Source organism: Mesorhizobium sp. M8A.F.Ca.ET.161.01.1.1 (assembly GCF_004792105.1).
GTDB lineage: Bacteria > Pseudomonadota > Alphaproteobacteria > Rhizobiales > Rhizobiaceae > Mesorhizobium.
Map to the genome: position 1 here is coordinate 618,279 of NZ_SRTD01000002.1, position 24,469 is coordinate 642,747.

Here is a 24,469-nt window from a genome sequence, read left to right on the forward strand (position 1 = left end):
TTGTTAGTGTCCCAATCCCTGCCAATCACAAGGAGGATTGGTTCCGTAGGCCAAAGGCTCAAGACGGCAACTCTTAGCCGTAGCGGAATAGGAACCAGCAAAGGGAATTGACTCGCTAAACGCCACGCAGGGCGTAATGTGACTTGTCGCCCGCACCCTTAGAGGCAAACGGGCGCTTGGTAGCCAAATCAGGTGCTCCCCCCAATGCACGCGCGGGAGGATTTAAGTGGCAAAGGCCCATTCGCACAATTCCATCTCGGCCTTCGATTGCGACGTCATTCGAGAGGCGTTCCGATCGTGGGTTATCGAAGACAAAATTCCAGAGCACGAATGGCAGGAACGCGCCAAGGGTCTAATCCACACCCTGACGGGGATAGAGGATCTCGACCCAGACATGCTCGAATGGATTGTGCGAAAATAAAGCCCTAGCGCTAAGGGGTCGGCGCTAGGGCTGTTGGGCATGTACGCGATACCTGCATGACCTAACGTTAGGCTGCGCTCATATAGTGAACGAAGAGTGAATAAAACTACCAGACTAAGGGATGGCTACAGGACCTGTAGGGGGCGCATTATCTGACATCAATCGACGCCGGCTTCGAAATCATCCCTAAATTTGAGCGTCAGCGATTCTGGGAGTGCCGCTTTGGCGACGGCCTCGAAGTCGGCCAGGCTCCAATCCGGTTGATCATAGTCACGATCTCCGCCCCCATCTTGACGCCGGAGAATATAAACGCTGCAGGGTGGGAGCCTACTAGGGCCTCTAATCATTCGTCGGTAACGCGGCGCAATGAAAACAACCACTTACCTTTAAAGGCGGGTTAAACTGTTGGGCGACCATCCATTTGAAATTACTTACGAATTTGTTAACGGGTTACCGCGCGTTACCGCTGCTGTTACCGCTCTGTTCACGGCGCTTGAGCCGGGCCTCGGCAAAGCGATCGGCGGCTTCTAAGACGGCCCGGTCATATTTCTCGGTGGTTTTGGTGGCGGTATGTCCGGCAACCTTGCTGGCATCGTCCAACCTGGCGCCCGACGCCCTGCCTTCGGTGATCCCAGAGGCGCGCAGATCGCGAGCCCACAAGGTCGTCGGCAAGCCCGCCGCCTTCCTGTCGACCGTCCAGCGTTGCGCGAAGATTGAGGCACGCCAAGGCAGACCGTTTTCTTCGGAAACGATCATGGGGCCGGTGCGGTTTTCAACCGGCCAATGCTTCAGCTCATCCATCACCATCGGCGCTTTCTGCAGCGAATAGGAAATTATCGCTCCCGAGCTATCGGCGGTTTTAGACGGGGTGTAGTGGAGCACCATGTCAGCATTGATGTCTTCCCATCGCAAACCGAACCATTTCATGTCCCGATCGGCGTCGAAAACTTCCGAAATGCCGCCCATATTCACCGGCCACCATTGGCCAATCGCATCCCACAGCCGCAAAACCGTCTCGAAGCAAAGGGCATAGGCTAACGCCGACGACGGTCGGCCATTCTTATGAGCGGCTGCTCGCGCCGCTACAATTTGCTGAGCCGTAGCCGACTGGTTACGCGGTTTCGGGTGTGGCAACGTCTTGGCCGTTTCGCGCATCACTGCGGCTAATGCTCCGCAACCCTGAAGGCGCATCATGATACCGAAGCTAACGGCCGCGAACAGAACTGCACGTGCCGTGGTTGCTGCCGCGAGATATCGGCCGTTCTCTGACCAAACATCGTGCCAATCCATCAAATCGACGCCAGTGGTATCGTCAATCCGCACGCTGCCTATATGGGCCTTTAGATTCTTCAGGTAGTGGTTGTAAGGCCGGAGCGACCCAGGTCGCAGCTTACGATAGGTGCTGCGCGGGTGCGTCTCATAAATCGACAGGAGCGACTTGATCGAGCCGTCAAACTTCAGCGGATCGGCACGATAGCCGGTGCGCCACAGAAGCATTTCCGCCTGCAACGAATCGCACTTCGCCTTCAGCATGTCAGGTTGGTCAGCGAGGTAGTAGAGGTTTACGGTCTTCGGGCTATAGCCGTTGCTTACGTCTACTTCGTTGGCCACCCAAAACGGAGTTCTACCCCTCGTGCGCTTGATCCACTTCAGCCCGGGTGCCTTGATCTGCGTTTCGCCTTCCATTGGCTTGCGTCCGCTCTGCCAGGCGCCGCTGCTGGGGATTGGGCGGTGCCAAGATAACCTTCGTAGAAACGGCGTATGAGAGCGACAGGCCGACCGCCGTGGAAATCGTCAACTGCCGGGAAACCTGCCCTGCCAGAAAGTGTCGGCAGCCGCTCGCGCATCCATCTTTCCGCTCTATCGCGCCCGACGATCGCCTGCGCGATTTGCTGATCGGTTGCGAACAGAGGTAAGTCTTCAAGCCGCAGTGGTGTCGCCTCGATGGTAGCAAACTGAGTGGAATCGGCCTGCCGAAAGATATTTCTCTGACTTTTTGTCATCGCTCATGCCCGCATTGGGACGTCCAGTGACGTCGGGCCAGCGTCGTCGAAATCTCTCCATTGGCGTATGGCGCTTCAGTACGCCCCTGCGTCCCTTTCCTCCTCGGATCACTCCCGAAAATATTATCGTCCGGTACATTTTGGACGACGAGCCTTCACGCGCCGCAGCGGTGCGAAAAATCAAGGACGCTCGGCTTCTCGAGGTTGTGGCTTGGCTCACCCTTCAACCGAGGCCAGACCGACGAGGATCATAGTTCCCCATCCGCGGCAGGCTCGCCCAGCAAGGCCAGCACGCCCCGCCAAAATCGCAAATCCGCTTCCCGATGCGAATTGCGCGCCGAAAGCGCGCACCATTCGATTGCTTGGGCAGCATCAGTGCCGAACAGGCAGCGCGCCGTCTTGGCAATCGCCTCCGGAGTGCTACGGGTCCACAGCTTGCCATCGTGCTTTGAGACCGAGGATGCAGCAAGCGCGATGTCGCATTTGGCCGTACCGGCCTCTTTTTGATGCACGGCTGATCTCGGAAACGGCGGCGTTATGATGGATGGTCTTTTCATGTCACTCGATCTCCGCGCTGGTACATCATCACTGACATGCAGACGTCCTCACGGCGCTTTCGCGGGTAAGGCGTTTTTTGGGCGCTGCCGGGGATTGACCCGCTCGGCTTTTGGGCATGGACCATGCGCATCAGATCGACGAGCGCGGCGCGCAGCTCCGGCCAGGGAAAGTCCGTGCAGTCTTCCGCGCTTTCGCCTTCGCATAGGATTGCATCGAGCTTGCCTGCCACACCGGAAAGCGTCGTGGCAGGCGCTGACATTAGGGCATCTGCCAGCTCTTGTTCTCTGTCGGTGGCGAGCAGCTGTGCCCTTTTGGCAGCGGAATAGCCGATCTGCCGGTCTTCGGCATCCCAACGCGCCCGATGGGCAGCCAGGTCGGCCTCCGCAAGAGCACGGAGGTCGGCAAAACGTTCATCATCCCCGAACAGCTCTTCCAAATCGCCTGCGCAGGAGACGGTGACAGTTACATTCTCGTCGGTCAGGTGGACCTCCGCTCTTGGGAACCCGATGGCTTCGATTAGCTGGGTCTCAAGGTTCTGCTGCTTACGGCAGAGCACGGCAGTTCTTTCATAGGCGGATTGCCAGTCGTGCCACAGCGCCAGAGCTGGGTCGACGACAGTGCTGGCGAGCGCCCCGGCTGCCGCCGCATTCTCTTGAAATTTGAGCGTCGCCGCGAGCGCAGCCGTTCCCATAAGCAAATGCCTCCGAGTGACGAAAGGCAGAGTCGTGCTAATCTCAGAATCAGCCATGATCCGAGCTCCCTTTAGCTTGGTGTGGTCAGGCTGACCAAGGTGTTCCCGCACCTTGGTCTGCCGCTCTGTAGCACGGCTCGCTTAAGCGAAGCCGAGCATTAGATATTGATAGAAAAAATATCAATTCGATTGGTGCAAATGTCAATAGAAAATCTATCAAATCGCTCTTCAGCTGTCACAACTCGGCAAGTGAAGGCTGCCAGGGCCCTGCTTGGGTGGTCCCAAGGAGACTTAGCGACGCATTCTGCTGTTTCAGAACCGACGATAGCTCGGCTTGAGGCTGAGGATGGACCGCTTGGTGGCCGTACCGATACGGTCATGAAGATGGTCCGCGCATTAACGCGCGCAGGCATCGAATTCATTCCTGGAAATGGCGGCGGTCCTGGCGTCCGTTTGGCAAGGCCTGCCGATGATCGGTGATCACTAGGCTCAAATCAAAAGCGCTTAATCAAACGTACTTTTCAAGCACGACGCCTACCAACCGCAGTTCGCACTTCCCTTTTAGAGGCGCGCGATGGCGCCTATGTTTGACCGGCGACACGTCAGGATCGGGGCGAAATCGGCGCTCGATCCCCACGCGCCCCTCACGACTCATGTCGCCGAGGAAGCAACCGGTGTTGATCTCGCCGTACCGGAGCTCACCACGATCAAGGCGTCGCGGACTTTCTGGGACAAGGCAGTGATCGCTCATGGGCTGCCGCTGGTTGAGCGGCGCAGTGAACTACGGTCGGAAGGGGAGCGGGTCTCGCGACATTACTACGACTTGCACTGCCTCATGCAGTCGGAAACCGGTAGAGCCGCGCTCGCCGACCTCGGATCTCGGCGCAGATTGGGTGCGTCACGCGCGCATGCTTTTCCATCGACCGACTATGATCTCGCTTCAGCAGTACCGGGGAACTTCGCGATCGGGCGGATGCCCCAGATGGTCGAATCACTTGTGCACGACTACGCCAATACGACGGCTATGATCTTCGGCACTCCGCCGGCCTCGATGACATTATGGCATCGGCGCAAAAGATAGAGCAGGGCCTCAACAGCCCCGCCTAGCGCTCACGCTGGAGCGCCGCCGCTCCATTCTGGCCGCTGAGCCTGACCTTCAATGCGCGAAACTCGATCCGGGCCAGGTCGGCAGATGTCTCTGACTATGCAAGACGCAGCATCGTTATCGAATTGCTTGGCGAATGCGGTCAGTCAGCGTTTGCTCAGCATCGAAGTAACCCTGCCAGGCGTCGGGCTGTTGAGCCCGCGCGGCAGCGGCAACAACGTCGAACATGGTGGCACTTTTGAAAGTCGGCAACTCGTCCCAGGCGACCGGTATGGCGCAGGAGGCACCGGGCCGCGCACGGGTCGACCAGGGACAGATTGCCGTCGCGCCTTGTCCGTTGCGCAAGTAGTCAAGAAACATGCGGCCCTTGCGCTTCGCCTTGCTCATGTTAGCGACGAAACGCGAAGGGTCCGTGCGAGCCAGCAGTTCAGCGAAGTCCTGGCAGAAGCTTTTGACCTTCTGCCAGTTTGCTTCGGGGACAATCGGAACGACGACGTGAACGCCCTTGCCGCCGGATAGCAACGGCCACGAGCGCAGGCCGAGCGCTTCCAGAATGCTTCGGATATCCAGGGCTGCCTGCTTGACATCATCGAAGCTTAGGCCCTCGTCGGGATCGATGTCGAAGATCATGCGATGTGGCAGACTCGGCTGCTGCCGCAGGCTGCCCCAGACGTGGAATTCGAGCACGTTCATCTGGACGCCGGCTATCAGCCCGGCCAGGTCGTCGACCCAGAGGATGCGGCTTTCCTTGCCGGACATCTTCTCCAGCTGGCCGTCATGGATGGCCTTCGGCATGCCAGGCAACTTGTGCTTCTGAAAGAAGCTCTGCTGCAGGTCGCCGTCAGTGTCGCGCACCAGCGAAAGGGGCCGATCCTGGATGTGCGGTAGCATCTTCTCGGCAACCGCTGCGTAGTACGCGGCGAGCATCGCCTTTGTCACCTTGGTTCCGGGGTACATGACCTTGTCCGGATGCGTGAGCTTGACGCCGACCGCAGCGGCGATCTCCTTGCCGATCGCCGGATCGAGATCGCCGGAACCAGAAGTCTTCGCCATTTCCATGACGACCTGATCGGCTCGCTTGTCTTCGCGCATCCCCTCGAAGCTGGGATGCCGCAGACTGCCGTCTGGTGTCACCTCTGAATAGGTCACCTCGGCAACGAGTTCGGGCTTCACCCAGCGGGCGCTACGCGCGATGTCCCGCGGCACAGAGGCAAAAGCCGGTTTTTCGATCCGGCGCCGTTCAAGCTGGGCCAGGATCTTGTTGCGCATCGCCTCGGTGAACCCGGTGCCAACACGTCCCCGGTACACCAGCTTGCCATTCTCGTATGTGCCCAGGATCAGCGATGCCATACCGCGCCCAGTGTCGCTCGGGCGGTAACCGCCGACCACGAATTCCTGTCGTTTCGTGCACTTGATCTTGAGCCAGGTGGCAGGTCGGTCGCCGACATAGCGGCTGTCCGCGCGCTTGGCGATGACGCCCTCGTGACCCCCGGCGCACATGGTCTCGAAGATTTTCTCTCCATGATCGGCGATATGGCTGGAAAACTGCAATGCGTCATCCGGGTCGCGTTCGCCCAAAAGCTCCGCCAGCCGCTCCTTGCGCTCGAGGAGCGGTTGGTCCGCGAGATTGCCGCCGTTCAGTTCCAGCAGGTCGAAGGCGTAGAATTTCAGTGGCATGCCGGCAGCAATGCCAGTTTTGAGCATGGAGAAATTCGTGCGGCCCTGGCTGTCAATTGCGACGATTTCACCGTCGATCAGCGCCGAGCCGTTGGTGAGTCTCCGTAGCGGTGGGAGTACCACCTTGAACTGGCGGGTCCAGTCGTGGCCGTTGCGGGTGTAAACGACGACTTCCGATCCGGAGATGGCGACCTGCACCCGATAGCCGTCGAACTTCATCTCGAAGAGCCAATCGGCGCCCGCCGGAATGTCGTCGGTCAGCGTGCAGAGCTGAAACGGCCGAAACGTGGGGAGGGGGTATCGCGGGGTAGAGTCTGAGTCCCTGCGCCGTGTGCGCTTTTTGTTGAGGGCGACCTCTACGGCCGACATGCCGAACTCGAATTCATGGTGCGATTCAATCCTGTGCCCTGGGATTTTGTTCCGCACGCGCGTCGTTGAATTGAACCGGAAGAGTCCGGCTGCGTTGTTGGGAACTGGAACGCAAACCTTGGAGTAAGAAAATGGCCACTACTCAAACAACTCGCGGCCGCAGCCAGGACCGCGCGAAGGTCGCTGGCGGGCAGGATCATGAAGTGAAGTATGAGGTGGGCAAGACCGGAGCCAGCAAGGCCGAGGTCAAGTCGGCCGTGAAATCGGTTGGCAACAGCCGCAAAAAGGTCGAGGACAAGCTAAAAAATAGCTGGGCCGCGCAGCGATGATCCGTGTCGCCACGTTCAATGTAAACGGCGTCAATGGTCGGCTACCGGTCCTCCTCGCATGGCTCAAAGCCACGCACTATGACATCGTCTGTCTTCAAGAACTCAAGACATCCGACGAGAAGTTTCCGGTTGAGGCGATCCGAGAGACGGGATACGGCGCGATCTGGCATGGTCAGAAATCCTATAATGGCGTTGCTATCCTGGCTCGCGGAGCAGACCCGATCGAGCGCCGACGCGGGCTTCCCGGCGACCCTGACGACAGCCATAGCCGCTATATCGAGGCGGAGGTCAGCGGCCTCGTTGTCGGCTGTCTTTACCTGCCGAACGGAAATCCCGCCCCTGGCCCCAAGTTTGACTACAAGCTGCGTTGGTTCGACCGTCTGATCAGCTACGGCCAAGCTCTTCTCCAAGAGCGAGCGCCGACCGTGCTGTGCGGCGACTACAATGTCGTTCCAACCCCGATTGATGCCGTGGTGCCGCGACGATGGCTTGGGGATGCAGTGTACTTTCCCGAGAGTCGGCAAGCCTATGCCGGGATGCTTGAGGATGGCTGGATCGATGCGGTCCGGCGCATCCATCCGCAGAAGGGTGTCTATACTTATTGGAATCACTCCTATGGCGGCGGCTATGACAGGAGTTCGGGCCTGCGAATGGACCATCTGCTGGTCAGTCCCTCGCTGTCGCCCCGGCTTGGCGATGCCGGGGTGGATGTTGAGACCCGTGGGTGGGAGAAGCCGAGCGATCACGCGCCGGCATGGATAGAGCTTAAGTAGCCCGAGTCGAGGCCGATTTCCGTCAGCGATTCAGACGGCGTAACCATCGTTTCCTGACAGTTCGTACACAGCCGGAATGCCTCTTTGGACCATAGGTACGGCAGCGCTTTTATTTGCGGTTGCACCGCATTTGTGCAAGATTCACACATGCCGGGAAACGCGTAGGGGTCCTCGCTGTCTAATCGCCGGCCGTGTATCATTGAACAGGCGCCATGGCCAAAAAATCAAGCAAAAACGAGGGCCGCTTGGGACGCGACACGAGCGCGAACCGAAGGCAGGCTGCCGAGGACGGCACCGTTGGCCCTCCGAACGCGGCTATTCCGGTTGTAGGTATCGGAGCCTCGGCAGGCGGGATCGAGGCGCTGGGCAGTTTCTTCGACGTCATGCCGGCTGACAGCGGCTGCGCGTTCGTCGTCGTGCTGCACCTTGACCCAAAGCGGGAAAGCGAGATGGCCCGCATTCTAGGCACCCGTACCCGCATGCCCGTGCTGCAGGTCGAGGACGGCATGAAGCTTGCGCCCGACCATGTTTATGTGATCGCCCCGGATACCGACCTCAAGCTGGTAGAGGACAGGTTAGAGGTGTCGCGGCCGTCTGAGCCGCGCGGTCACCGCCATCCGGTTGATGTGCTGTTTGCCTCGATCGCGAGGGAGCGACGGGAGCGGTCCGTCGCCATCGTGCTCTCCGGCACGGGGAGTAACGGCACCGAGGGCCTGAAGGAGATCAGGGCCGAAGGCGGCATGAGCATGGTCCAGGCGCCGGGCACGGCCAAGTTCGACGGCATGCCGCGGAGCGCGATTTCGGCAGGTCTAGCTGACCACGTGCTGGCCCCGGAAAAGATGCCGGAGGCGCTGCTCGCCTATGTCCATCATGGCTACGTCTCCGCCCCGGCCGAGGTCGAGGCGGTCGTGCCGAAGGGTGAGGCGACGATCGAGGATGTCCTGGAGGTCGTGCGCGCTCGCGACGGACACGATTTCGGCAGCTACAAGCGCAACACGCTCAGGCGGCGGGTCCATCGTCGCATGGGGCTGCGGAACATCGCGACGCTCGCCGATTATCTCGACGACCTGCGCACCAATTCCCCAGAGGTGACCATGCTGGTCGCTGACCTGATGATCAGTGTCACCGCATTCTTCCGCGACGCCGAGGCATGGAAGACGCTTGGCGAGCTGGTGATCGCACCTCTCGTCACTGAGCGCGAGAGTGGCGGATCGGTGCGGGTGTGGGTCCCCGCGTGCGCGACCGGGGAAGAAGCCTATTCGATCGCCATGGCGATCACCGAATATGCCGAGGCTTGCGGGAAGCGTTTCGACCTGAAGGTGTTCGCCACGGACGCCCAGGAAGTCAATCTGCGCAAGGCGCGCGACGGCATCTACCCGGCCGCCGCGCTCGCCGACTTTCCACCCGAGCGAATCCGCCGCTTCTTCGAAAAGCTCGATGGCTCCTTTCAGGTGGGAAAGGAGCTCCGTGACATGGTGGTGTTCGCGTCGCAGAACCTGCTGCGGGATCCACCGTTTTCACGATTGGACATCGTTTCGTGCCGCAATTTCCTGATCTATCTGGAGCCTGAGGCGCAGCAACGCATAATCGTCATGTGCCATTTTGCTCTGCGCCCGGACGGGCATCTGTTTCTGGGCAATGCCGAGACAATTGGACGGCATGACGATCTCTTCGAAACCGTTTCGAAGAAATGGCGGATATACCGCCGGATCGGGCCAACCCGACACGACCTTATCGACTATCGGCCGCCGCGCGGATCGGTCGCAACCGTTGGAGCGGGCGAGCCATCGTCCACGCCATCGGAGACAATCTCCGCGCCTCTCGCCGACATCGCGCGCCGCGCCTTGCTAGAACGGTATGCCCCTGCCTCGGTGATGATCGACCAGAAGGGGCGCGTCGTCTATTTCCACGGAACGACGCGCGACTATCTGGAGCAGCCATCGGGCGAGCCTACCAGGGACATCCTGGCGATGGCGCGGGGCGGGCTGGGCCTAAAGCTTCGCGGCGCGATAGGCGAAGCATTGAAAGGCAACAAGAGCGTCACGGTCCAGGGCCGCCTGCATCGGCGCGGGTCGTCGCGGAACGTCGCCATAACGGTGATGCCGCTCCCCTCGCAACCGCACACCGGCAAATTCGCCTTAGTGACCTTCGCGCCAGGCGCGCCAATTGGCGAGTCCAAGCTGCCGCCCATTCGCGAAGATGCCGGCGACACATCCTCGGGCGGGCGCGCGCTTGAGGATGAGCTGGTCTCGATGCGCGTCGAGTTGCGCACCACTATCGAACATCTGGAGACCGCCAACGAGGAATTGAAGGCTTCGAACGAGGAAGCGACTTCGATGAACGAGGAGCTTCAATCCACCAATGAGGAGTTGGAAACCTCCAAGGAGGAGTTGCAGTCCTTCAATGAGGAACTGAATACCGTCAACAGCCAGCTTCAGCACAAGATCGCCGAGCAGGAACGGACCACCAACGACTTGAACAATCTGTTGGCAGGGTCGGAGACGGCAACCCTGTTCCTGGACGACAAGCTGGCAATAAACTGGTTCGCGCCGGCGACGAAAGAACTCTTCGACCTCGTAACGTCCGATATCGGCCGGCCGATCGCTCATTTCGCCCGGAAATTCTCCGACGACAGGCTTTTGTCGGACACCGAGACAGTGCTGAAGAAGCTCACCACCATCGAGGCCGAAGTGCCAAGCGACGCGGGGCGCTGGTATTTACGGCGTATGCTTCCCTACCGGACGCGCGACAACCGGATCGCCGGCGTTGTCATCACTTTCATCGACATCACCGAGCGCAGGCAAGGCGAGAGCGCGGTCCGCGCCAGTGAGCAGCGCCTGAAAGACCTGATCGCGGCTTTGCCGGGCGCGGTCTACACGACCGACGCCAAAGGCCGCCTAACGTCTTACAATCCCGCGGCCGTGGAATTATGGGGTCGTCGTCCGGAATTGGGCACGGATGAATGGTGCGGGTCGTGGCGCATTTATCGACCAGACGGCACGCCATTGCCGCACGACGAATGTCCGATGGCCATCGCGCTGAAGGAAAACAGGCCGCTACAGGGTGCGGAAGCGGTGGCCGAGCGACCCGACGGTGTCCGGGTGCCCTTCCTCGCCTATCCCACACCCTTGCGGGATGCCGCGGGCAAGGTCACCGGCGCGGTGAACATGCTGGTCGACATTACCGAGCGAAAGCGCGCCGAAGAGCTTGCCGAGCGCCTCGCAGCGATCGTCGCGTCATCGGATGACGCGATCATAAGCAAAACCCTGGATGGCACCATCACGAGCTGGAATATCGCAGCCGAGCGACTGTTCGGCTATTGCTCCGACGAGATCGTCGGCCAGTCCATCATGATCCTGGTGCCGCCGGATCGCCAAGATGAGGAAAAGAACATCCTTGGGCGCGTCCGACAGGGCGAGCACATCCAGCACTATGAAACACGCCGTCGGCGCAAGGACGGAACCATGGTCTGGGTCTCCTTGACCTTATCGCCGCTGGGCGATGCCCAAGGCAGGCCCATCGGGGCGTCCACCATAGCGCGCGACATGACCGAGCGCCGGCGGGCGGACGAACATCGAAAAATCATGATGGGGGAGCTCAACCACCGCGTCAAGAATACGATGGCGGTCATCCAGTCCATCGCCTCCCAGACGCTTGGCCATGCATCGACGCTTGACGAGGCGCGGGACACATTCAGCGCACGGCTGATCAACTTGGCGAAGGCCCATGACGTGCTGACGCGCGAAAGCTGGCAGAGCGCGAACCTGGCCGACATCGTCGCTGACACGACCAAGCCGCATGGGGGCCGACAAGGCCGCTTCCGCATCGAGGGACCCGACATCCGACTTACCCCAAACGTTGCGCTGGCGATCGCCATGGCCCTGCACGAGTTGAGCACGAATGCCGCGAAATACGGCGCGCTTACCACGGAGAACGGTTACGTCGAAATCGTGTGGCGGATCGAAAGTGAAGGCGCGGGCCGCCGGCTCGTCCTAGGCTGGCAGGAGAGTGACGGCCCGCCGGTTGCCAAACCGAGCCGCAAGGGCTTCGGTTCCCGCCTTATCGAGCGGGCCCTGGCGGCGGAACTGGGGGGCGAAGTGAGCGTTGATTACGCGTCGGCCGGCGTTATGTGCACGCTAATTGCCCCGTTGGGAGCCGACGAGAATTTGCTTGGAGCGCAGCGTGATGGGACAGGGGGCAAAACGGGTACTGATCCTGGAGGATGAGCCCCTCGTCGCCATGCTTTTGGAAGACCTTCTGGTCGAGATGGGACACGAGGTCATTGGATCGGTTGCTTGGATAGGCAAGGCCATGGAACTCGCCGGTCAGGTGGATATCGATTTCGCGATCCTCGACATCAACCTGGGCGGCGCAAAGTCCTTTCCCGTGGCCGAAATCCTGCGTCGGCGCGGAATACCTTTCGTGTTTGCCACCGGCTACGGTTCCCAAGGCCTGGAGGGTGAATTCGAGAACGAACTTACCCTTCAGAAGCCTTATGAACCTCACGAGCTCAAGCGGGCGATCGAGCAAGCGTTGGTGCGCGTCAGCGGCTGATGGCACCCCGCGCGCTGGCCGGCATGGAATCTGTCGTTTCGGTGTCAACCAATCCTGTTCGACGAGATCGCGCAATCTGTATGCGCGGTCGAGCGCTCGTCACCTGGCGCTTGCTACAAAGGGCCCCATCGAGCGTTGCGATTAGGGCAATCGCGTCGGAACCACCCCTTGTCCGTGGAGTTAAGGATCACCCCCACCAGGGTTAATCCAATAAGAAGGGAGACTACGATGGCAGCCACGAAGAAAACGACGGCGACTGCAAAAGGGCTTGAGGACCTGTTTCTCGACGGCCTGAAGGACATCTACTACGCTGAAAAGAAAATCCTGAAAGCTCTGCCCAAGATGGCCAGGGGCGCCGACCAGGAGGAGGTCACCGCGGCCTTCGAAAAGCACCGCGCCGAAACCGAGGGCCAAGTGGAACGGCTTGAGGAGATCTTCGACATCCTGGGCGTGCCGGCACGCGGCAAGACCTGCCCGGCGATCGACGGCATTCTAGAGGAAGGATCCGAAATCCTTGAGGAGTACAAGGGCTCGCCGTCCCTGGACGCCGGCCTGGTCGGCGCCGCCCAGGCGGTCGAACACTACGAGATCGCCCGCTACGGCACCCTGATCGCATGGGGCACCTCGCTCGGCAAGAAGGACATCGTCGGCCTGCTTAGCGCCACCCTTGAAGAGGAAAAGGCCACCGACGTGGCGCTGACCGATCTTGGCGAGACCGGCGTCAACGATCGCGCCGCCGAGCAGAAGGCGGCCTGAACGTTCAAGGGGTTCCGGCTCGCCGGAGCCCCCTGCCCTTCAACTCGCATTGGGCCTTAGTAAGCGCGACGGCGCGGGACCTTTGGCCTGTTGCACATTTCAGCCGATTGATTCCGCTGCAGGAGCATATCCTTTCCATGGCAGGCCGAGCTCCTCACGATCCCCGACCCTCCATCAACTATGAGGATTTTTTCGAGAACGGCGGCGTCGGCCTTCATGTCGTCGATGCGACCGGCCGCCTCCTTCACGCCAACAAGGCCGAGCTCAATCTCCTCGGCTACGCGGCCGACAAGTATGTCGGCTCAAATATCGCCGACCACTACGCCGACGCAGGCGTCATCGAGGATATTCTGCACCGCCTCCGGAACGGTGAAGCGGTCGAAAAATATCCGGTCGCCATGCGCGCCCGCGACGGCTCGTTGCGCCATGTGGAAGTCAGTTCCAGCGGTCATTTTGAAGATGGTTGCCTGATTCACACGCGGTGTTTCACCGTGGACGTGACGCGGTTCAAGGCTGCGGAGGCGGCGAAAGTCCGCGACGAAGCCCGGTTCAACCAGATCCTGGACGCCTTACCGGTCGCCATCTACACCACCGATGCCGGCGGCAAAGTCACGTATTTCAATCGTGCGGCCGCCGAGCTGGCGGGGCGCGAGCCGGTGGTAGGCGTGGACGAATGGTGCGTGACCTGGCGCCTGTTTACTATCGAGGGCGAGCCGTTGCCCCATGACCAATGCCCGATGTCCGTCGCGCTCAAGGAAAACCGCCCAGTGCGCAACGTCGAGGCCATCGGCCAGCGCCCGGATGGCTCGCTCTTTCCGTTCCTGCCCTTTCCGACGCCCCTGCGGGACGACCAGGGCCGCCTCATAGGCGGTGTCAACATGCTGCTTGACCTGACCGACCGCAAGAGCGGCGAGGAGGCGGCGCAACGCCTGTCGGCGATCGTCGAGTCGTCCTTCGACGCCATTGTCAGCAAGGACCTCAACGGCGTCATCAAGACCTGGAACCGCGGCGCCGAGCAGCTGTTCGGGTACACCCCGGAGGAGGCCATTGGGCAGAACGTGACCTTCCTGATTCCGGCGCATCTGCAGGACGAGGAGCCTCAGATCATCGCGCGCATCAGGGCAGGTGATCGCGTCGAGAGTTACGAAACCATCCGGAAGCGCAAGAATGGAGACCTGTTCCCCGTGTCGCTGACCATTTCACCGGTCCGCAATGCGTCCGGCAGGATCGTCGGCGCCTCGAAGATAGCCCGTGACATCACCGCCGCCAGGGAGAGTGAGCAACGCATCCGCATGCTGATGCGCGAGGTCAACCACCGCGTCAAGAACCAGTACGCCGTGATCCTGTCAATGATCCGCGAAACCAACAATCGTTCCGATAATCCCGCCGAGTTTGAGGCGCAGGTTCGCGAGCGGATCATGGCCTTGTCGCGCTCGCACGATCTGCTTGTCTCAGCCGACTGGAAGGGTGCGACCCTGCGGGACCTTATCGAGGAGCAGGCCAAACCGTTTCCGCGCGGCGACCTGATAGCGATAGCAGGCCCCGGTCTGACGCTGAGCCCTAATGCGGTGCAGTATCTGGGCATCGCCTTTCATGAGCTGTGCACCAATTCAGCCAAGTATGGCGTGCTGTCCGGCCACAAGGGGTCCTTGCACGTCACCTGGGACGTTCACACCAACGGGGACGACCGTGTTTTCACGCTGGCATGGCGCGAGCGCGACGGGCCTGGGGTCAAGACACTCGGAAAGGCCGGGTTCGGCAGCGTTGTGCTCAAACGGGTCGCCCCGCAGGCGCTCGGCGGCGTGGGCGAGTTGCACTACGACAACGGCGAAATCCTGTGGCAGCTCAGTGCTCCCTTGGCGTTGGTGGAGGCCGGGCCGTACCGGGAGGGGGCCGTCTAAGCGACGCCGCGGAGCGCTGTAGGTTTGCTTCAGTGCTACGTAATCGACGTCCACAGTGACCGGAATGCCGAGGTTCGGCCCGTCCGCACCGCAGCTAAGTGATCTCGTAGAAGAAATCGCACATCAGATCGGCGATCTTGATGGCCTCGAAGTCAGTCATATGCGCCGCATTTTCAACAGAGACCGTTTCTAGATCGTCATGATCGGTCGCCAGAAGGTCCAGCAATTTGGCAAATTTTATTTTGAGTTCGAGGTCGCCGTCGAATTCGTCGATCGTGACATTCAGAATGCTTGAATTCGCTTCGATAAGCCTCGCCTGGATGCTGTCCGCAGAGGCTGCTAGCGCACGGACCGCCGCGAAGAAATGTTCTCGGACATTCGGATATTTGTCGCCCATTTTTGTACCTCTATCGGAGAAAAGCGCACCCTGGACGCGGGGTTGCGAGGCGGTCACCTACGCTTTTCACAAAGCAGTAGGCAACCTCCCTGCACGACTCCTCGGCCGCTCGGCGAAGAACCCCTGCGCCTCTATTATCCCAGAGAAGAATGATCGCGACCGACAAAAAGCGCGGCATTAAATCACGTCGGCCGGTCGTTGCTGTCCGGTGGGCGTACGGTGCCCGAATAACGCTGCGTACTCATCGATGGCGAGGAACGCCTTGTGCGCCTTTTCGAGGTCGAGACGCTCATCTACCCGCAGGTAGTCAGACCGAGAAGGCTGCGGAAGCCTCTCATGAGGCGCTTTGCAACACACGGTGGCCGGCGGCGCTCGCGCAGCCAATGACCCTGTCTACTTGGCCGTCCTCAAAAAGCAGCCTATGGCGCCGCACAAGGTCACTTACTTCCAAGGCTACCGAGACAGGGGAAACAAGGCAGGGGCACTGCAAATTTTCTGGGCAATGGAACTTCCCGAGCGATTGCGGGTTCGCTCGCATAGGGACGACTGAGGCCCATTCCGGCCTGTGCAATCTGCAGGCAAGCGCCTCGCCAACAGGAGACGGCCATGAAACATCAGACACTTGAAGAACTGCATGAGGTCGCGGAAATCGAAGCATCCTTCCCGGCCATGACGCGGCGTCAGCGTTTGGAACATTGGGCCATGCTGCTCGAACGAAATCCCGAGCGGTGTCTCGCCGCCTTCCCCGGGACGGAATATATGACCTTGGGTGTGCGCGACAAAGCTCAGTCCCTCGGCTCCGCGATCAGCATCGCTTTCGCCGATCCGATGTTGAGCGCGCAAGGATTGAAGAACGATACGTATGGCGAAGCGAAGCGTTTCTTCGACCTAGCGGATTGGCAGTTGCACGCTATAGTTTGCCATTGCCACGTCGGCGGGACGATGAAAGCCGGATGGGCCGCAGTTCAAGTCCGATCTGCCATTGACAAGCAAGGCAAGATTTTCAGCAAATTGCGCGACGCGATAGCGCATTGGCCGGTATTCCGCATTGTAACTCCCGCGAGGGAGTAAGCGACGCCTCAGGAAGTTGAAAAAGGCAGCGGCCGGAAAAGGTCCAAGCACGTGACCGACGGTATATTTTGGATCTGAGATTGCTAACCGTGAAAAAACGGGCGAGCGTTGCCCGTTTCCTTTTCCCTCGAGCTAGCCGCCGAGCGTGCTCCTTGGAAGTGGTCCGCTGAGATCCGCAGCGTGGCGGTCTTACTATGTATCTTGTCCAAATACTGTTGCCCCGCTCAGACAACCAGGGTGAACCCTTCCCCCGAACGGATTTCGACCGCGTGAAAGAAGAACTGACGGCCCGCTTCGATGGCGTGACCGCCTACCTTCAGGCGCCTGCGGAGGGTCTTTGGAAGGACGGCGGAGAAACAGACCGGGACGATATCGTTGTCTTCGAGGTGATGACGCCGAAGGTGGAGGCTTCGGAATGGCAGCGTCGACGCAGCGATCTAGAGCGCCGCTTTCGGCAGGATAAAATTGTAGTCCGCTACTCGAAGATAACGGTCCTTTGAAGCTTATTGTCGGGCTCGTCGGCCTCGGATACGTTCCAGACTGCCCTTTATGCGACTTTTTAAGCACAAAAGGCGAACATTGAAAGGGCGTCGCGTGTTTGACGTCAATAGGCCTACCCATTCGATCGGTCCCGGTGATCAATAGCAATGGCTGGAACGGGGCCGGCAGCCAACTGTCCGCTCTCGGGCCAACTTCTTGACGAGTCGCCATTCGATTCCGCCGCCCTTCTTGAAGGCTTGAAGCTGTTTGCCAAAATGCTTTCAGCAACTGGCTCAGCAACAGCCACGCGTATGCAGTCTTCCGCATAAAAATATAGATAAAACAGCATATTGATGTTTCTGTGGAAGAGTGGAAGATTTCTCCATTGAAAAATCTTCCACCATGGCCTACAATGGGGTCTAGCCTAAACGAGGAAGATTTTCGGTGGCAACTGTCGACAGCAAGCTTGAAAAAGACATGGTGCACTTGGCGCGCGTAGCGCTGTCGGGCCGCCCGCAGGATGTTATGACCCTGCTGCACCGCTTTGCGAAGGGGTATCGCGATAATGCGCCGGCCATGGCGCGTTCCCTTGCCGATCTTTTGCGAGAAGCCCCAACGCGGGCTTCGCCGCTTCGCCGCCAGACCGAGGCGGTCCTTCCCGTCGATGGCGATACCCGTTTTCACCTTCTGCGGATAGAAGAGCATCCGGTTCTCGACCATGAGCCGGTCTATTCGAGGGTCGTGAAAGGCGCTCTCGATACGCTTGTGGCGGAGCGCAAGGGCATAGAGAATTTGCACAAAGCAGGGTTGGAGCCCACACGCACAGTCCTGTTCACCGGCGCCCCCGGCGTCGGCAAGACCCTCGGGGCAAGGTGGCTTGCCCGTGAACTGAACCGGCCCCTTCTGATCCTCGATCTCGCGGCCGTTATGAGCAGCTACCTTGGCCGCACGGGGACCAATCTGCGGCACGTTCTCGACTATGCAAAGACGCTCGACTGCGTGCTGCTCCTTGATGAGCTCGACGCGATCGCCAAGCGTCGTGACGACCGCGGGGAAATTGGCGAACTCAAAAGACTGGTCACCGTCCTGATCCAGCAAATCGACGACTGGCCGTCGCGTGGTTTGCTCGTCGCCGCGACCAATCACCCAGACCTGCTCGACCCTGCGATCTGGCGGCGCTTTGACACAACGCTCGATTTCCCGATTCCGGACCGTGAAGCTATTCATGCCTACCTTGCGGACGCGCTCGCTCCCATCAGTAGCCATGCGCAGAACTGGGCGCAGATTCTGACGATCCCGCTTGAAGGGCAGTCGTTCAGCGACATCGATCGCGAACTCCGTGCGGTACGCCGCAAAGCGGCGCTCTCCGGCGAGCCGCTCGATGACCAGCTTATAGGGCTTCTCAATGGACAAGCTGGCAGCAAGGCGGACCGTATCGCCATCGCCGCCGAACTCGTGAATGCGGGCGTGCTGTCACAACGCGCCGCGCACGAGGTAACCGGGGTTGCCCGGGAGACGATCCGCGCGCGGACCAAGAAAAAGCCTGTGAAGAGCAATGGCCGAGGTCACGATGGCTAAGACGAACTTTCTTCTCGGCAAGGGCGAACGACTGACCCAGGCCGTTGTTGTGCGGTCCGGCGGCGGCCCCAAGGCGACGCCGTATACGTTTGCGCAGGCGCGCAGCCGCCTTGCGCCGATGCTGGCCGACACGGTGAAGCAGATCAGGTCACTTCCTGATGAAGCGTGCCCGCAGGGTCAGGCCGTTGCGGCCGTCGTCCTCAATCCCGAGTTCATCGCCAAGTCCTATTTTCCAACAGAGCTGTTTCGTCAGACTGGCCTGACGCCGGTCGGCAGCAAGCCGCGCCGGATTACGCCGGCGCAGCGCTCAAAAGGGCGCCCACCGGAGGAGGCCCTGACGACCGAGCTCTTCGTCATGGGGAGCAAAGAGGATTTTGCGAACTGGCAAGCGTCGATGGGAAGGGTCGTCGAAGGCACGCAGGTTGCTAAGGACCTGATGACGCTCGAAGCGATCGAAGCACAGAGCGTTGACGACAAGATCAAAGGTACGCTGCCAAAGCGCGGCAAGACTGTGTTCGAAGTTGTGCTGCACACGGAAGGCCTTCAGGGCGAGCAGGCCATGCTGCCCGCGTTCCGGCGATACCTTGCGGGCCTTGGTGTTGAAGCGAGCCTTGACCACCGGTTCTATGCCGGAGGCCTTTGCTTCGTCGAAGTCGAGGCCCCGGCCGCGCTCGCCGAGCCTATCGCCCAGTTCTCGATCGTCCGCGCGGTCCGGCAGATGCCGGAGCTGCGCGTCCTGCAGCCCGCCATCCGTACGTCTGCCATCCCGTCGGCTTCGATCTCGTTGCCGCCTGAGGCGGCAGTCGATCCTTCCATTGCCGCCGCCATCTTCGATGGCGGCCTGCCGAAATCCCATCCGCTTGGGAAATGGGCACAGGCGCGCGAGATAGCCGGCACGGGCGCGCCCATCGATGAATTCCTCGTGCACGGGACGGGGGTGACGTCTGCGTTTCTTTTCGGCGCGATCGACCCCTCGCAGCCGCTGCCGCAACCCTACGCGAATGTCGATCACTACCGCGTCCTTGATGGTGATCCCAGCCAGAACCTGCATGAACTCTATGAAGTGCTCGGACGCATCAAGAACGTGCTCGACCGCAAGCACTACGATTTTGTGAATTTGAGCATCGGACCGTCTCTCACCATCGAGGATGACGATGTCCACGCCTGGACCGCTGTACTCGACGAGCGCTTCGCCCGTTCCGATACCCTTGCCGCGGTGGCTGTCGGCAACAATGGTGAAGGCGACGAAGAACTGAGTCTTAACCGCGTGCAGGTCCCGTCCGACTGCGTGAACGCTCTGGCGGTCGGTGCGGCCGACTCGCCCGGCGAAAAATGGGCGCGTGCTCCTTACAGTTCAGTCGGGCCGGGCAGGAGCCCCGGGCTTATGAAACCCGACCTTGTCGAGTTCGGCGGATCGCTGCAAAGGCCGTTCCTAGTCATCGGCGGCAGCAGCAAGCCGGGCCTTGAAGCAACCGGCGGGACGTCCTTCGCGGCGCCCAGCACATTGCGGCTCGGGGCCGGGATCAAGGCCCATTTCGGCGGCAGCATCGGACTCCTTGCGGTCCGGGCCCTGCTTGTGCACTCGACCGAGGATTCGGAGCACCCCTACCGGGAGGTCGGCTGGGGACGCGTCGCGCGCACGCTGGAAGACATAGTAGTGTGCGACGACGACACGATCCGCGTGATCTACCAGGGCGACATTTCGCCGACCAAATACATTCGAGCCCCGATCCCGCTGCCGGACGGCGGCATTGCCGGCAACGCCGAGATCATGGCGACGCTCGCCTACAAGTGCCTGACCGATCCGCACCACCCTGGCAACTACACGAGAGCCGGGCTGGAGGTGACGTTCCGGCCGCATGACGGCAAGTTCAAGACGGACGACCAGCTTCACCCCGATTCAAAAAGCTTCTTCTCCAGCATCCGTTCGGGCGGGGAGGAAGAGGAGTTACGGCGCGATGCTTGGAAATGGGAAAACTGCCTGCACGCCAGCCGAATCTTCCGGGGGTCAAGCCTGCGCAATCCGTGCTTTGACATCCACTACAATTCTCGGCTCGAAGGCCGGAACTTTACGCCCGCTGAAAAGCTGCCCTATGCTCTGGCCGTGACGGTGTGGGCAAAAGGCATTGCGGATTTCTACGACCAGGTTGTACGCAAGTACGCAACCCAGCTGGAGCCGCTGCGGCCCGTCGTGGAAATACCGATCAGAACCTGAATCTGCTACGAATAAACGGCGGCGCGGCGCATGCGGATGTAGGCACCGCTCATGTTCAGCCGAAGCTGCAGCATCTGCTCGCTTACGCCGTAGAGATGTTGCGCTTCATCCGTAAGCCTCTGGCGCAGCACATGCATCGCGCCCTCGTCCGTCAGCAGCAACACGCCGGCGAGGAAGTCTGCTTCGGCCTCGATACCGCGATCATGCGTCCGTTCGCCGTCGATCGTCAGCGGCGGTGTGAAGCCGTGGCCGAGAAAGCAGTGCGCGAGTTCATGGCAGATGTTGCTGCGCTGCCGGTGCTCATGATGCTTGTCGTTGTGCAGAATGGCTGTCTGGCCGCCACGCGGCACGGTCACGGCCGAGAAGAACTTCCGGTTTTCGCCATGCAGAAAAGGGGAGTCCGGCTCGACCTCGCTCAGCTTGAGCAGACGGATGTCAAAGCGGGCGCAGACTTGCACGGGGTCGATAGGACAGATCGGCGTCAGGCCGACCTTTTCCCGGACCCGGGCGGCGATACGTTTGGCCTCTGCCTTAAATCCGTGCGTGAACTTCAATTTCAGTCATCCCGCAGCTTCTTGTAGGTACTGATGACGATATCCTCCATGAGCTTCGCCTTATCGCCGGACAGCTTCGGATCGGCGCGCAGCAAGGCGGTGATACGCGCGATCGGTTCAGCTTCTTGCCGACCTGCGCCTGGGATAAACATCTCGGCCTTAAGATTCGACCATGTCAGCAGGGCCGCTAATCCGTTGACGTCAGGCTTGGCACCCTGTCCGATCCTGGACAGGGTCGATGCGTTGACCCCTGCCTCCTCGGCGACCTCCTTCCACGTCATCTGGCGACCAAGACGCGCGGCATTGAGCGCCGCATAGAAGGCTTCGCTGTCGAAGTGGTCGGTCATTGTCTCTCCAATTGCGAAAATTAAATCAATTGCGAACTTGCAATTTGATCCCTGAGATTATAATATCGAATTGATTGCGAAATCGCAATCCTCCTCAAACGGCGCGACGCGCCAGAAAGATATGTACCGATGAATGACCTCAACCACGAAGAGCGGCCGAAGACGGTGACCATCATCGTCAACGGCCGCAAAAAGACACTCCCGAAGAAAGAAGAGCTGACCTTTGAAGAGGTCGTTGCCCTCGCTTTCGATAATCCCCCGACCGGGGACGGCATCCAGTACACCGTCCAGTACACCCGCGGTCCCGGCCACAAGCCGTCGGGCACGCTGGTCGAGGGCCAGTCGGTGAAAATCAAGGAAGGGATGGAATTCGATGTCACGTCGACTAATCGCTCTTAGTCCGGACCTTCTCCGGATGCAGAACGAGGGTTACGACCTCGAAATACGGGGCGGCTACCTGCTCGTCAGGAACGTTCCGTATGTCGATACGTCGGGAACCGTCCGTCTCGGCATCCTGATCTCGAAACTCGAGCTGTCCGGCGACAAGACCGTGAAGCCCACCGATCATGTCGCCTACTGGACCGGGGAGCACCCCTGCCACAGTGACGGCAGCAAGATCACGGCGATCCAGAACTCCTCAGCGCCCCAGGATTTCGGGGACGGGGTCAAGGCGGATCATACGTTTTCCGCCAAGGCGGATTACCGCGACTACCATCACAAGATGACGACCTATATCGGCCGCATCGCCGGCGAAGCTGCCAAGGTCGATCCTCTCGCGACAGCCCGCACCTATCCGGCAATCCCGGCGGACGACAAATCGTGCGTGTACAAGTATGTCGACACCGCCACCAGCCGCGCCGGGATCGGGGCGGTGAACGCCAAGGTTGCCGGCCAGAAAGTCGGTATCCTCGGTATGGGCGGCACCGGCGCCTATGTATTCGACCTCGTGACGAAAACGGCTGCGGCGCAAATCCATATCTTCGACGGCGACGTGTTCTCCCAGCACAACGCCTTCCGCGCGCCGGGCGCCCCATCGCTCGAAGACCTCGAAATCAAGCCACAGAAGGTGACGTATTTCGCCGACCTCTATTCGAACATGCATAAAGGTATCGTCCCCCATGACGTCTACCTTGATGAGACGAACGTCGCGCTCCTTGACGGACTCGATTTCGTGTTCATCTGCATCGACAGGGGGCCGGTGAAGCGGGTCGTCATCGACCGGCTTATCGCGAACGGCACACCGTTTGCCGAAGTCGGCATGGGCGTCGTTATTCACGAAGGCCAGCTTGGCGGGATCGTCCGGCTGACGACGAGCACACCCGATACAAGGGAAGCGGCCGCACCGCATATCTCCTATGCGGACGATGACGGCGGTGCGAACGAATACGCCACCAACATCCAGATCGCGGAGCTGAATTCGCTGAATGCGGTGATCGCCGTGATGGCCTGGAAGCAGCACTTCGGGATCTACAGGCAGTCCCGGCCGCATTTTTACACCGGCTATTCCATCGGTTCAGGCGAGTTCGTGCACGAGAGTGCCGCATGAGCGGAACAAATCTCCTGACGCCCTCCTTCGTCGAGTTCATTCCCGATGAGCTGGAGGAGGGCGTCATCTATATTTCCCGCCGCTATTCAACCGCCTTGCACCGGTGCTGCTGCGGATGCGGGCGCGAGGTCGTGACGCCGCTCAATCCCGCGAAGTGGCGACTTGTTGAAAAAGACGGGAGGGTGTCGCTGACCCCGTCCGTGGGCAACTGGAGTTTTCCCTGCCAGTCGCATTACTGGATCAGCGGCAACCGGGTTTCATGGGCACCAGGCATGGCGCCTGAAGTCATCGCGGGCGTTCAGGCGCGCGATCGCCGCGACGCCGCCAAGCACATCCCCCAGCGCCCGGGCCTTTTTGCCCGCACCTGGAGTATTGCAGCAGGAATTGGCCGGCAGTTGGTCTCCTGCTATCGCCGCTGGAAAGGCCGCTGGTAGTCGAGTCGGTCCGGCCGGCTGCGCGCTATGCGATGTCCTTCGGCGCGGGAAACCATGGCTCTGCCTGAAGTCTTGTGCGCAGCTTGGTGACGACCAGTCCGGGTGCGCGCCATACATAGGTGGCCGCAGCCGCTTTGCCTTCTGGCGTGATCTTTTGCAGGTGCGCGACGGCGGTATCAATCGAGAACGCCTCGCCTCTTTTTACGGCATTCTTGGCGGAAAAGTTCGAGGGCATGCCGGCCCAGACGACGACGTCAAATTTCTTCTTCTTGGCCCATGCGCGAATGGCGGCCGGTATGGCCGGCACGCACTTTCGCTCAGGCTCTTTCGCATAGTAAAACCCCATGTGATCCATGATGGTGCCCTCACGGTCACGCAGGTCGGCAATCGCGTCGGCAGGATTCTTTCGCCGGCTGATCGCATACATCACTTTGCATTCGCTGCCGTTGTCCCGGTCGATGACGAGCGTCAGCGCTCCCTTGCGGGTCTTGGAAACGCGGGAGAATTCGAGCGGCAGAACAGGGCCGTCTTCAAGCCAGTCCTCGCGCTGGTCATCAAAGGAAGGCCAGCGGTCATCCCAGATCAGCGATCCCCAGGCCAGGATTGCGATCTGCGGCGGTTTCGTTTTCTCAGCCATCTGTGCCTCGCTCAATACATATGCAGGACAGCTTATCCGCAGAATTCAGGCTGCGCAGCCAAATCAAAATGCG

General features: G+C 60.3%; 23 protein-coding genes. 15 read left to right on the top strand and 8 right to left on the bottom strand.

The genetic code is table 11. From position 1 onward, the window contains the following. The first annotated feature begins 226 nt into the window (after positions 1-226). A complete protein-coding gene (locus EN804_RS08000; RefSeq protein ID WP_135919069.1) occupies positions 227-421 on the top strand; it encodes a hypothetical protein in 195 nt (64 codons plus the stop codon). A gap of 450 nt (positions 422-871) precedes the next feature. On the opposite strand, the gene EN804_RS08005 is transcribed toward EN804_RS08000, so the two are convergent. The 3 genes from EN804_RS08005 to EN804_RS08020 all read right to left on the bottom strand — a co-directional run bounded on the left by EN804_RS08005 (position 872) and on the right by EN804_RS08020 (position 3,730). Next, positions 872-2,107, bottom strand: a complete 1,236-nt coding sequence (locus tag EN804_RS08005) for an integrase (protein ID WP_135919070.1) — start codon at positions 2,105-2,107, stop codon at positions 872-874. A gap of 565 nt (positions 2,108-2,672) precedes the next feature. Next, positions 2,673-2,936, bottom strand: a complete 264-nt coding sequence (locus EN804_RS08015; protein ID WP_127230918.1) for a hypothetical protein — start codon at positions 2,934-2,936, stop codon at positions 2,673-2,675. Between the two features lie 41 nt (positions 2,937-2,977). Beyond that, entirely contained in the window at positions 2,978-3,730 is a 753-nt protein-coding gene (locus EN804_RS08020; protein WP_135919071.1) for a hypothetical protein, read from the bottom strand. 526 nt (positions 3,731-4,256) lie between these two features. On the opposite strand from EN804_RS08020, the gene EN804_RS08030 reads away from it, so the two are divergent. After that, the gene (locus EN804_RS08030; protein ID WP_189602118.1) at positions 4,257-4,754 is read left to right on the top strand and encodes a nucleotidyl transferase AbiEii/AbiGii toxin family protein; all 498 of its coding nucleotides are present in this window, start codon (positions 4,257-4,259) and stop codon (positions 4,752-4,754) included. A 141-nt stretch (positions 4,755-4,895) separates the two neighbouring features. On the opposite strand, the gene ligD is transcribed toward EN804_RS08030, so the two are convergent. Beyond that, positions 4,896-6,824: a DNA ligase D gene (ligD, locus tag EN804_RS08035; protein WP_135919073.1), complete on the bottom strand. Its 1,929-nt coding sequence runs from the start codon at positions 6,822-6,824 to the stop codon at positions 4,896-4,898. A gap of 131 nt (positions 6,825-6,955) precedes the next feature. Between ligD and EN804_RS08040 the strand changes: the two genes are divergently transcribed. The 6 genes from EN804_RS08040 (at position 6,956) to EN804_RS08065 (ending at position 15,137) form a co-directional block, all read left to right on the top strand. Next, entirely contained in the window at positions 6,956-7,153 is a 198-nt protein-coding gene (locus EN804_RS08040; protein WP_135919074.1) for a DUF3606 domain-containing protein, read from the top strand. Beyond that, positions 7,150-7,926 (top strand): exodeoxyribonuclease III, encoded by a 777-nt coding sequence (gene xth / locus EN804_RS08045; protein WP_135919075.1) that lies wholly within the window; start codon positions 7,150-7,152, stop codon positions 7,924-7,926. The genes EN804_RS08040 and xth overlap by 4 nt, the downstream gene beginning before the upstream one ends. 212 nt (positions 7,927-8,138) lie before the next feature. Next, positions 8,139-12,152 carry a chemotaxis protein CheB gene (locus tag EN804_RS08050; protein WP_135919076.1) on the top strand — a complete coding sequence of 1,338 codons (4,014 nt, stop codon included), beginning with the start codon at positions 8,139-8,141 and terminating at the stop codon, positions 12,150-12,152. Further along, positions 12,112-12,480 carry a response regulator gene (locus EN804_RS08055; protein WP_246693383.1) on the top strand — a complete coding sequence of 123 codons (369 nt, stop codon included), beginning with the start codon at positions 12,112-12,114 and terminating at the stop codon, positions 12,478-12,480. Before EN804_RS08050 ends, EN804_RS08055 begins: the two co-directional genes overlap by 41 nt. A 228-nt stretch (positions 12,481-12,708) precedes the next feature. Beyond that, positions 12,709-13,236, top strand: coding sequence for a ferritin-like domain-containing protein (locus EN804_RS08060; RefSeq protein WP_135919077.1), 528 nt, complete (start codon positions 12,709-12,711; stop codon positions 13,234-13,236). A 137-nt stretch (positions 13,237-13,373) separates the two neighbouring features. Then, on the top strand, positions 13,374-15,137 hold the full coding sequence (locus EN804_RS08065) for a PAS domain S-box protein (RefSeq protein ID WP_135919078.1): 1,764 nt from the start codon (positions 13,374-13,376) through the stop codon (positions 15,135-15,137). 94 nt (positions 15,138-15,231) lie between these two features. On the opposite strand, the gene EN804_RS08070 is transcribed toward EN804_RS08065, so the two are convergent. Then, complete coding sequence (locus tag EN804_RS08070) at positions 15,232-15,591, bottom strand: hypothetical protein (RefSeq protein WP_348642784.1); 360 nt, start codon at positions 15,589-15,591, stop codon at positions 15,232-15,234. Between the two features lie 549 nt (positions 15,592-16,140). On the opposite strand from EN804_RS08070, the gene EN804_RS08075 reads away from it, so the two are divergent. The 4 genes from EN804_RS08075 (at position 16,141) to EN804_RS08090 (ending at position 20,878) form a co-directional block, all read left to right on the top strand. Next, positions 16,141-16,605 carry a hypothetical protein gene (locus EN804_RS08075; RefSeq protein ID WP_135919080.1) on the top strand — a complete coding sequence of 155 codons (465 nt, stop codon included), beginning with the start codon at positions 16,141-16,143 and terminating at the stop codon, positions 16,603-16,605. Positions 16,606-16,874: 269 nt separating this feature from the next. After that, positions 16,875-17,105 carry a hypothetical protein gene (locus tag EN804_RS08080; RefSeq protein ID WP_348642031.1) on the top strand — a complete coding sequence of 77 codons (231 nt, stop codon included), beginning with the start codon at positions 16,875-16,877 and terminating at the stop codon, positions 17,103-17,105. Between the two features lie 424 nt (positions 17,106-17,529). Continuing rightward, the gene (locus tag EN804_RS08085) at positions 17,530-18,663 is read left to right on the top strand and encodes an ATP-binding protein (protein WP_246693384.1); all 1,134 of its coding nucleotides are present in this window, start codon (positions 17,530-17,532) and stop codon (positions 18,661-18,663) included. Next, a complete protein-coding gene (locus EN804_RS08090; RefSeq protein WP_246693385.1) occupies positions 18,641-20,878 on the top strand; it encodes a S8 family peptidase in 2,238 nt (745 codons plus the stop codon). The genes EN804_RS08085 and EN804_RS08090 overlap by 23 nt, the downstream gene beginning before the upstream one ends. 5 nt (positions 20,879-20,883) lie before the next feature. Here the strand turns inward: EN804_RS08090 and EN804_RS08095 are convergent, their stop codons facing one another. After that, positions 20,884-21,432: an ImmA/IrrE family metallo-endopeptidase gene (locus EN804_RS08095; RefSeq protein ID WP_189524452.1), complete on the bottom strand. Its 549-nt coding sequence runs from the start codon at positions 21,430-21,432 to the stop codon at positions 20,884-20,886. Between the two features lie 2 nt (positions 21,433-21,434). Continuing rightward, a complete protein-coding gene (locus tag EN804_RS08100) occupies positions 21,435-21,779 on the bottom strand; it encodes a helix-turn-helix domain-containing protein (protein ID WP_135919083.1) in 345 nt (114 codons plus the stop codon). A gap of 129 nt (positions 21,780-21,908) precedes the next feature. Between EN804_RS08100 and EN804_RS08105 the strand changes: the two genes are divergently transcribed. Genes EN804_RS08105 through EN804_RS08115 form a run of 3 tightly spaced genes read left to right on the top strand, consistent with a single transcriptional unit; the run spans position 21,909 to position 23,759 of the window. Then, positions 21,909-22,178 carry a multiubiquitin domain-containing protein gene (locus EN804_RS08105; protein WP_135919084.1) on the top strand — a complete coding sequence of 90 codons (270 nt, stop codon included), beginning with the start codon at positions 21,909-21,911 and terminating at the stop codon, positions 22,176-22,178. Continuing rightward, entirely contained in the window at positions 22,153-23,325 is a 1,173-nt protein-coding gene (locus EN804_RS08110; RefSeq protein WP_135919085.1) for a ThiF family adenylyltransferase, read from the top strand. Before EN804_RS08105 ends, EN804_RS08110 begins: the two co-directional genes overlap by 26 nt. After that, a complete protein-coding gene (locus tag EN804_RS08115; RefSeq protein WP_135919086.1) occupies positions 23,322-23,759 on the top strand; it encodes a DUF6527 family protein in 438 nt (145 codons plus the stop codon). The genes EN804_RS08110 and EN804_RS08115 overlap by 4 nt, the downstream gene beginning before the upstream one ends. A 25-nt stretch (positions 23,760-23,784) precedes the next feature. Here EN804_RS08115 and EN804_RS08120 read toward each other — a convergent pair whose 3' ends face one another. Continuing rightward, a complete protein-coding gene (locus EN804_RS08120; protein WP_135919087.1) occupies positions 23,785-24,396 on the bottom strand; it encodes a hypothetical protein in 612 nt (203 codons plus the stop codon). Between the last annotated feature and the right edge of the window lie 73 nt (positions 24,397-24,469).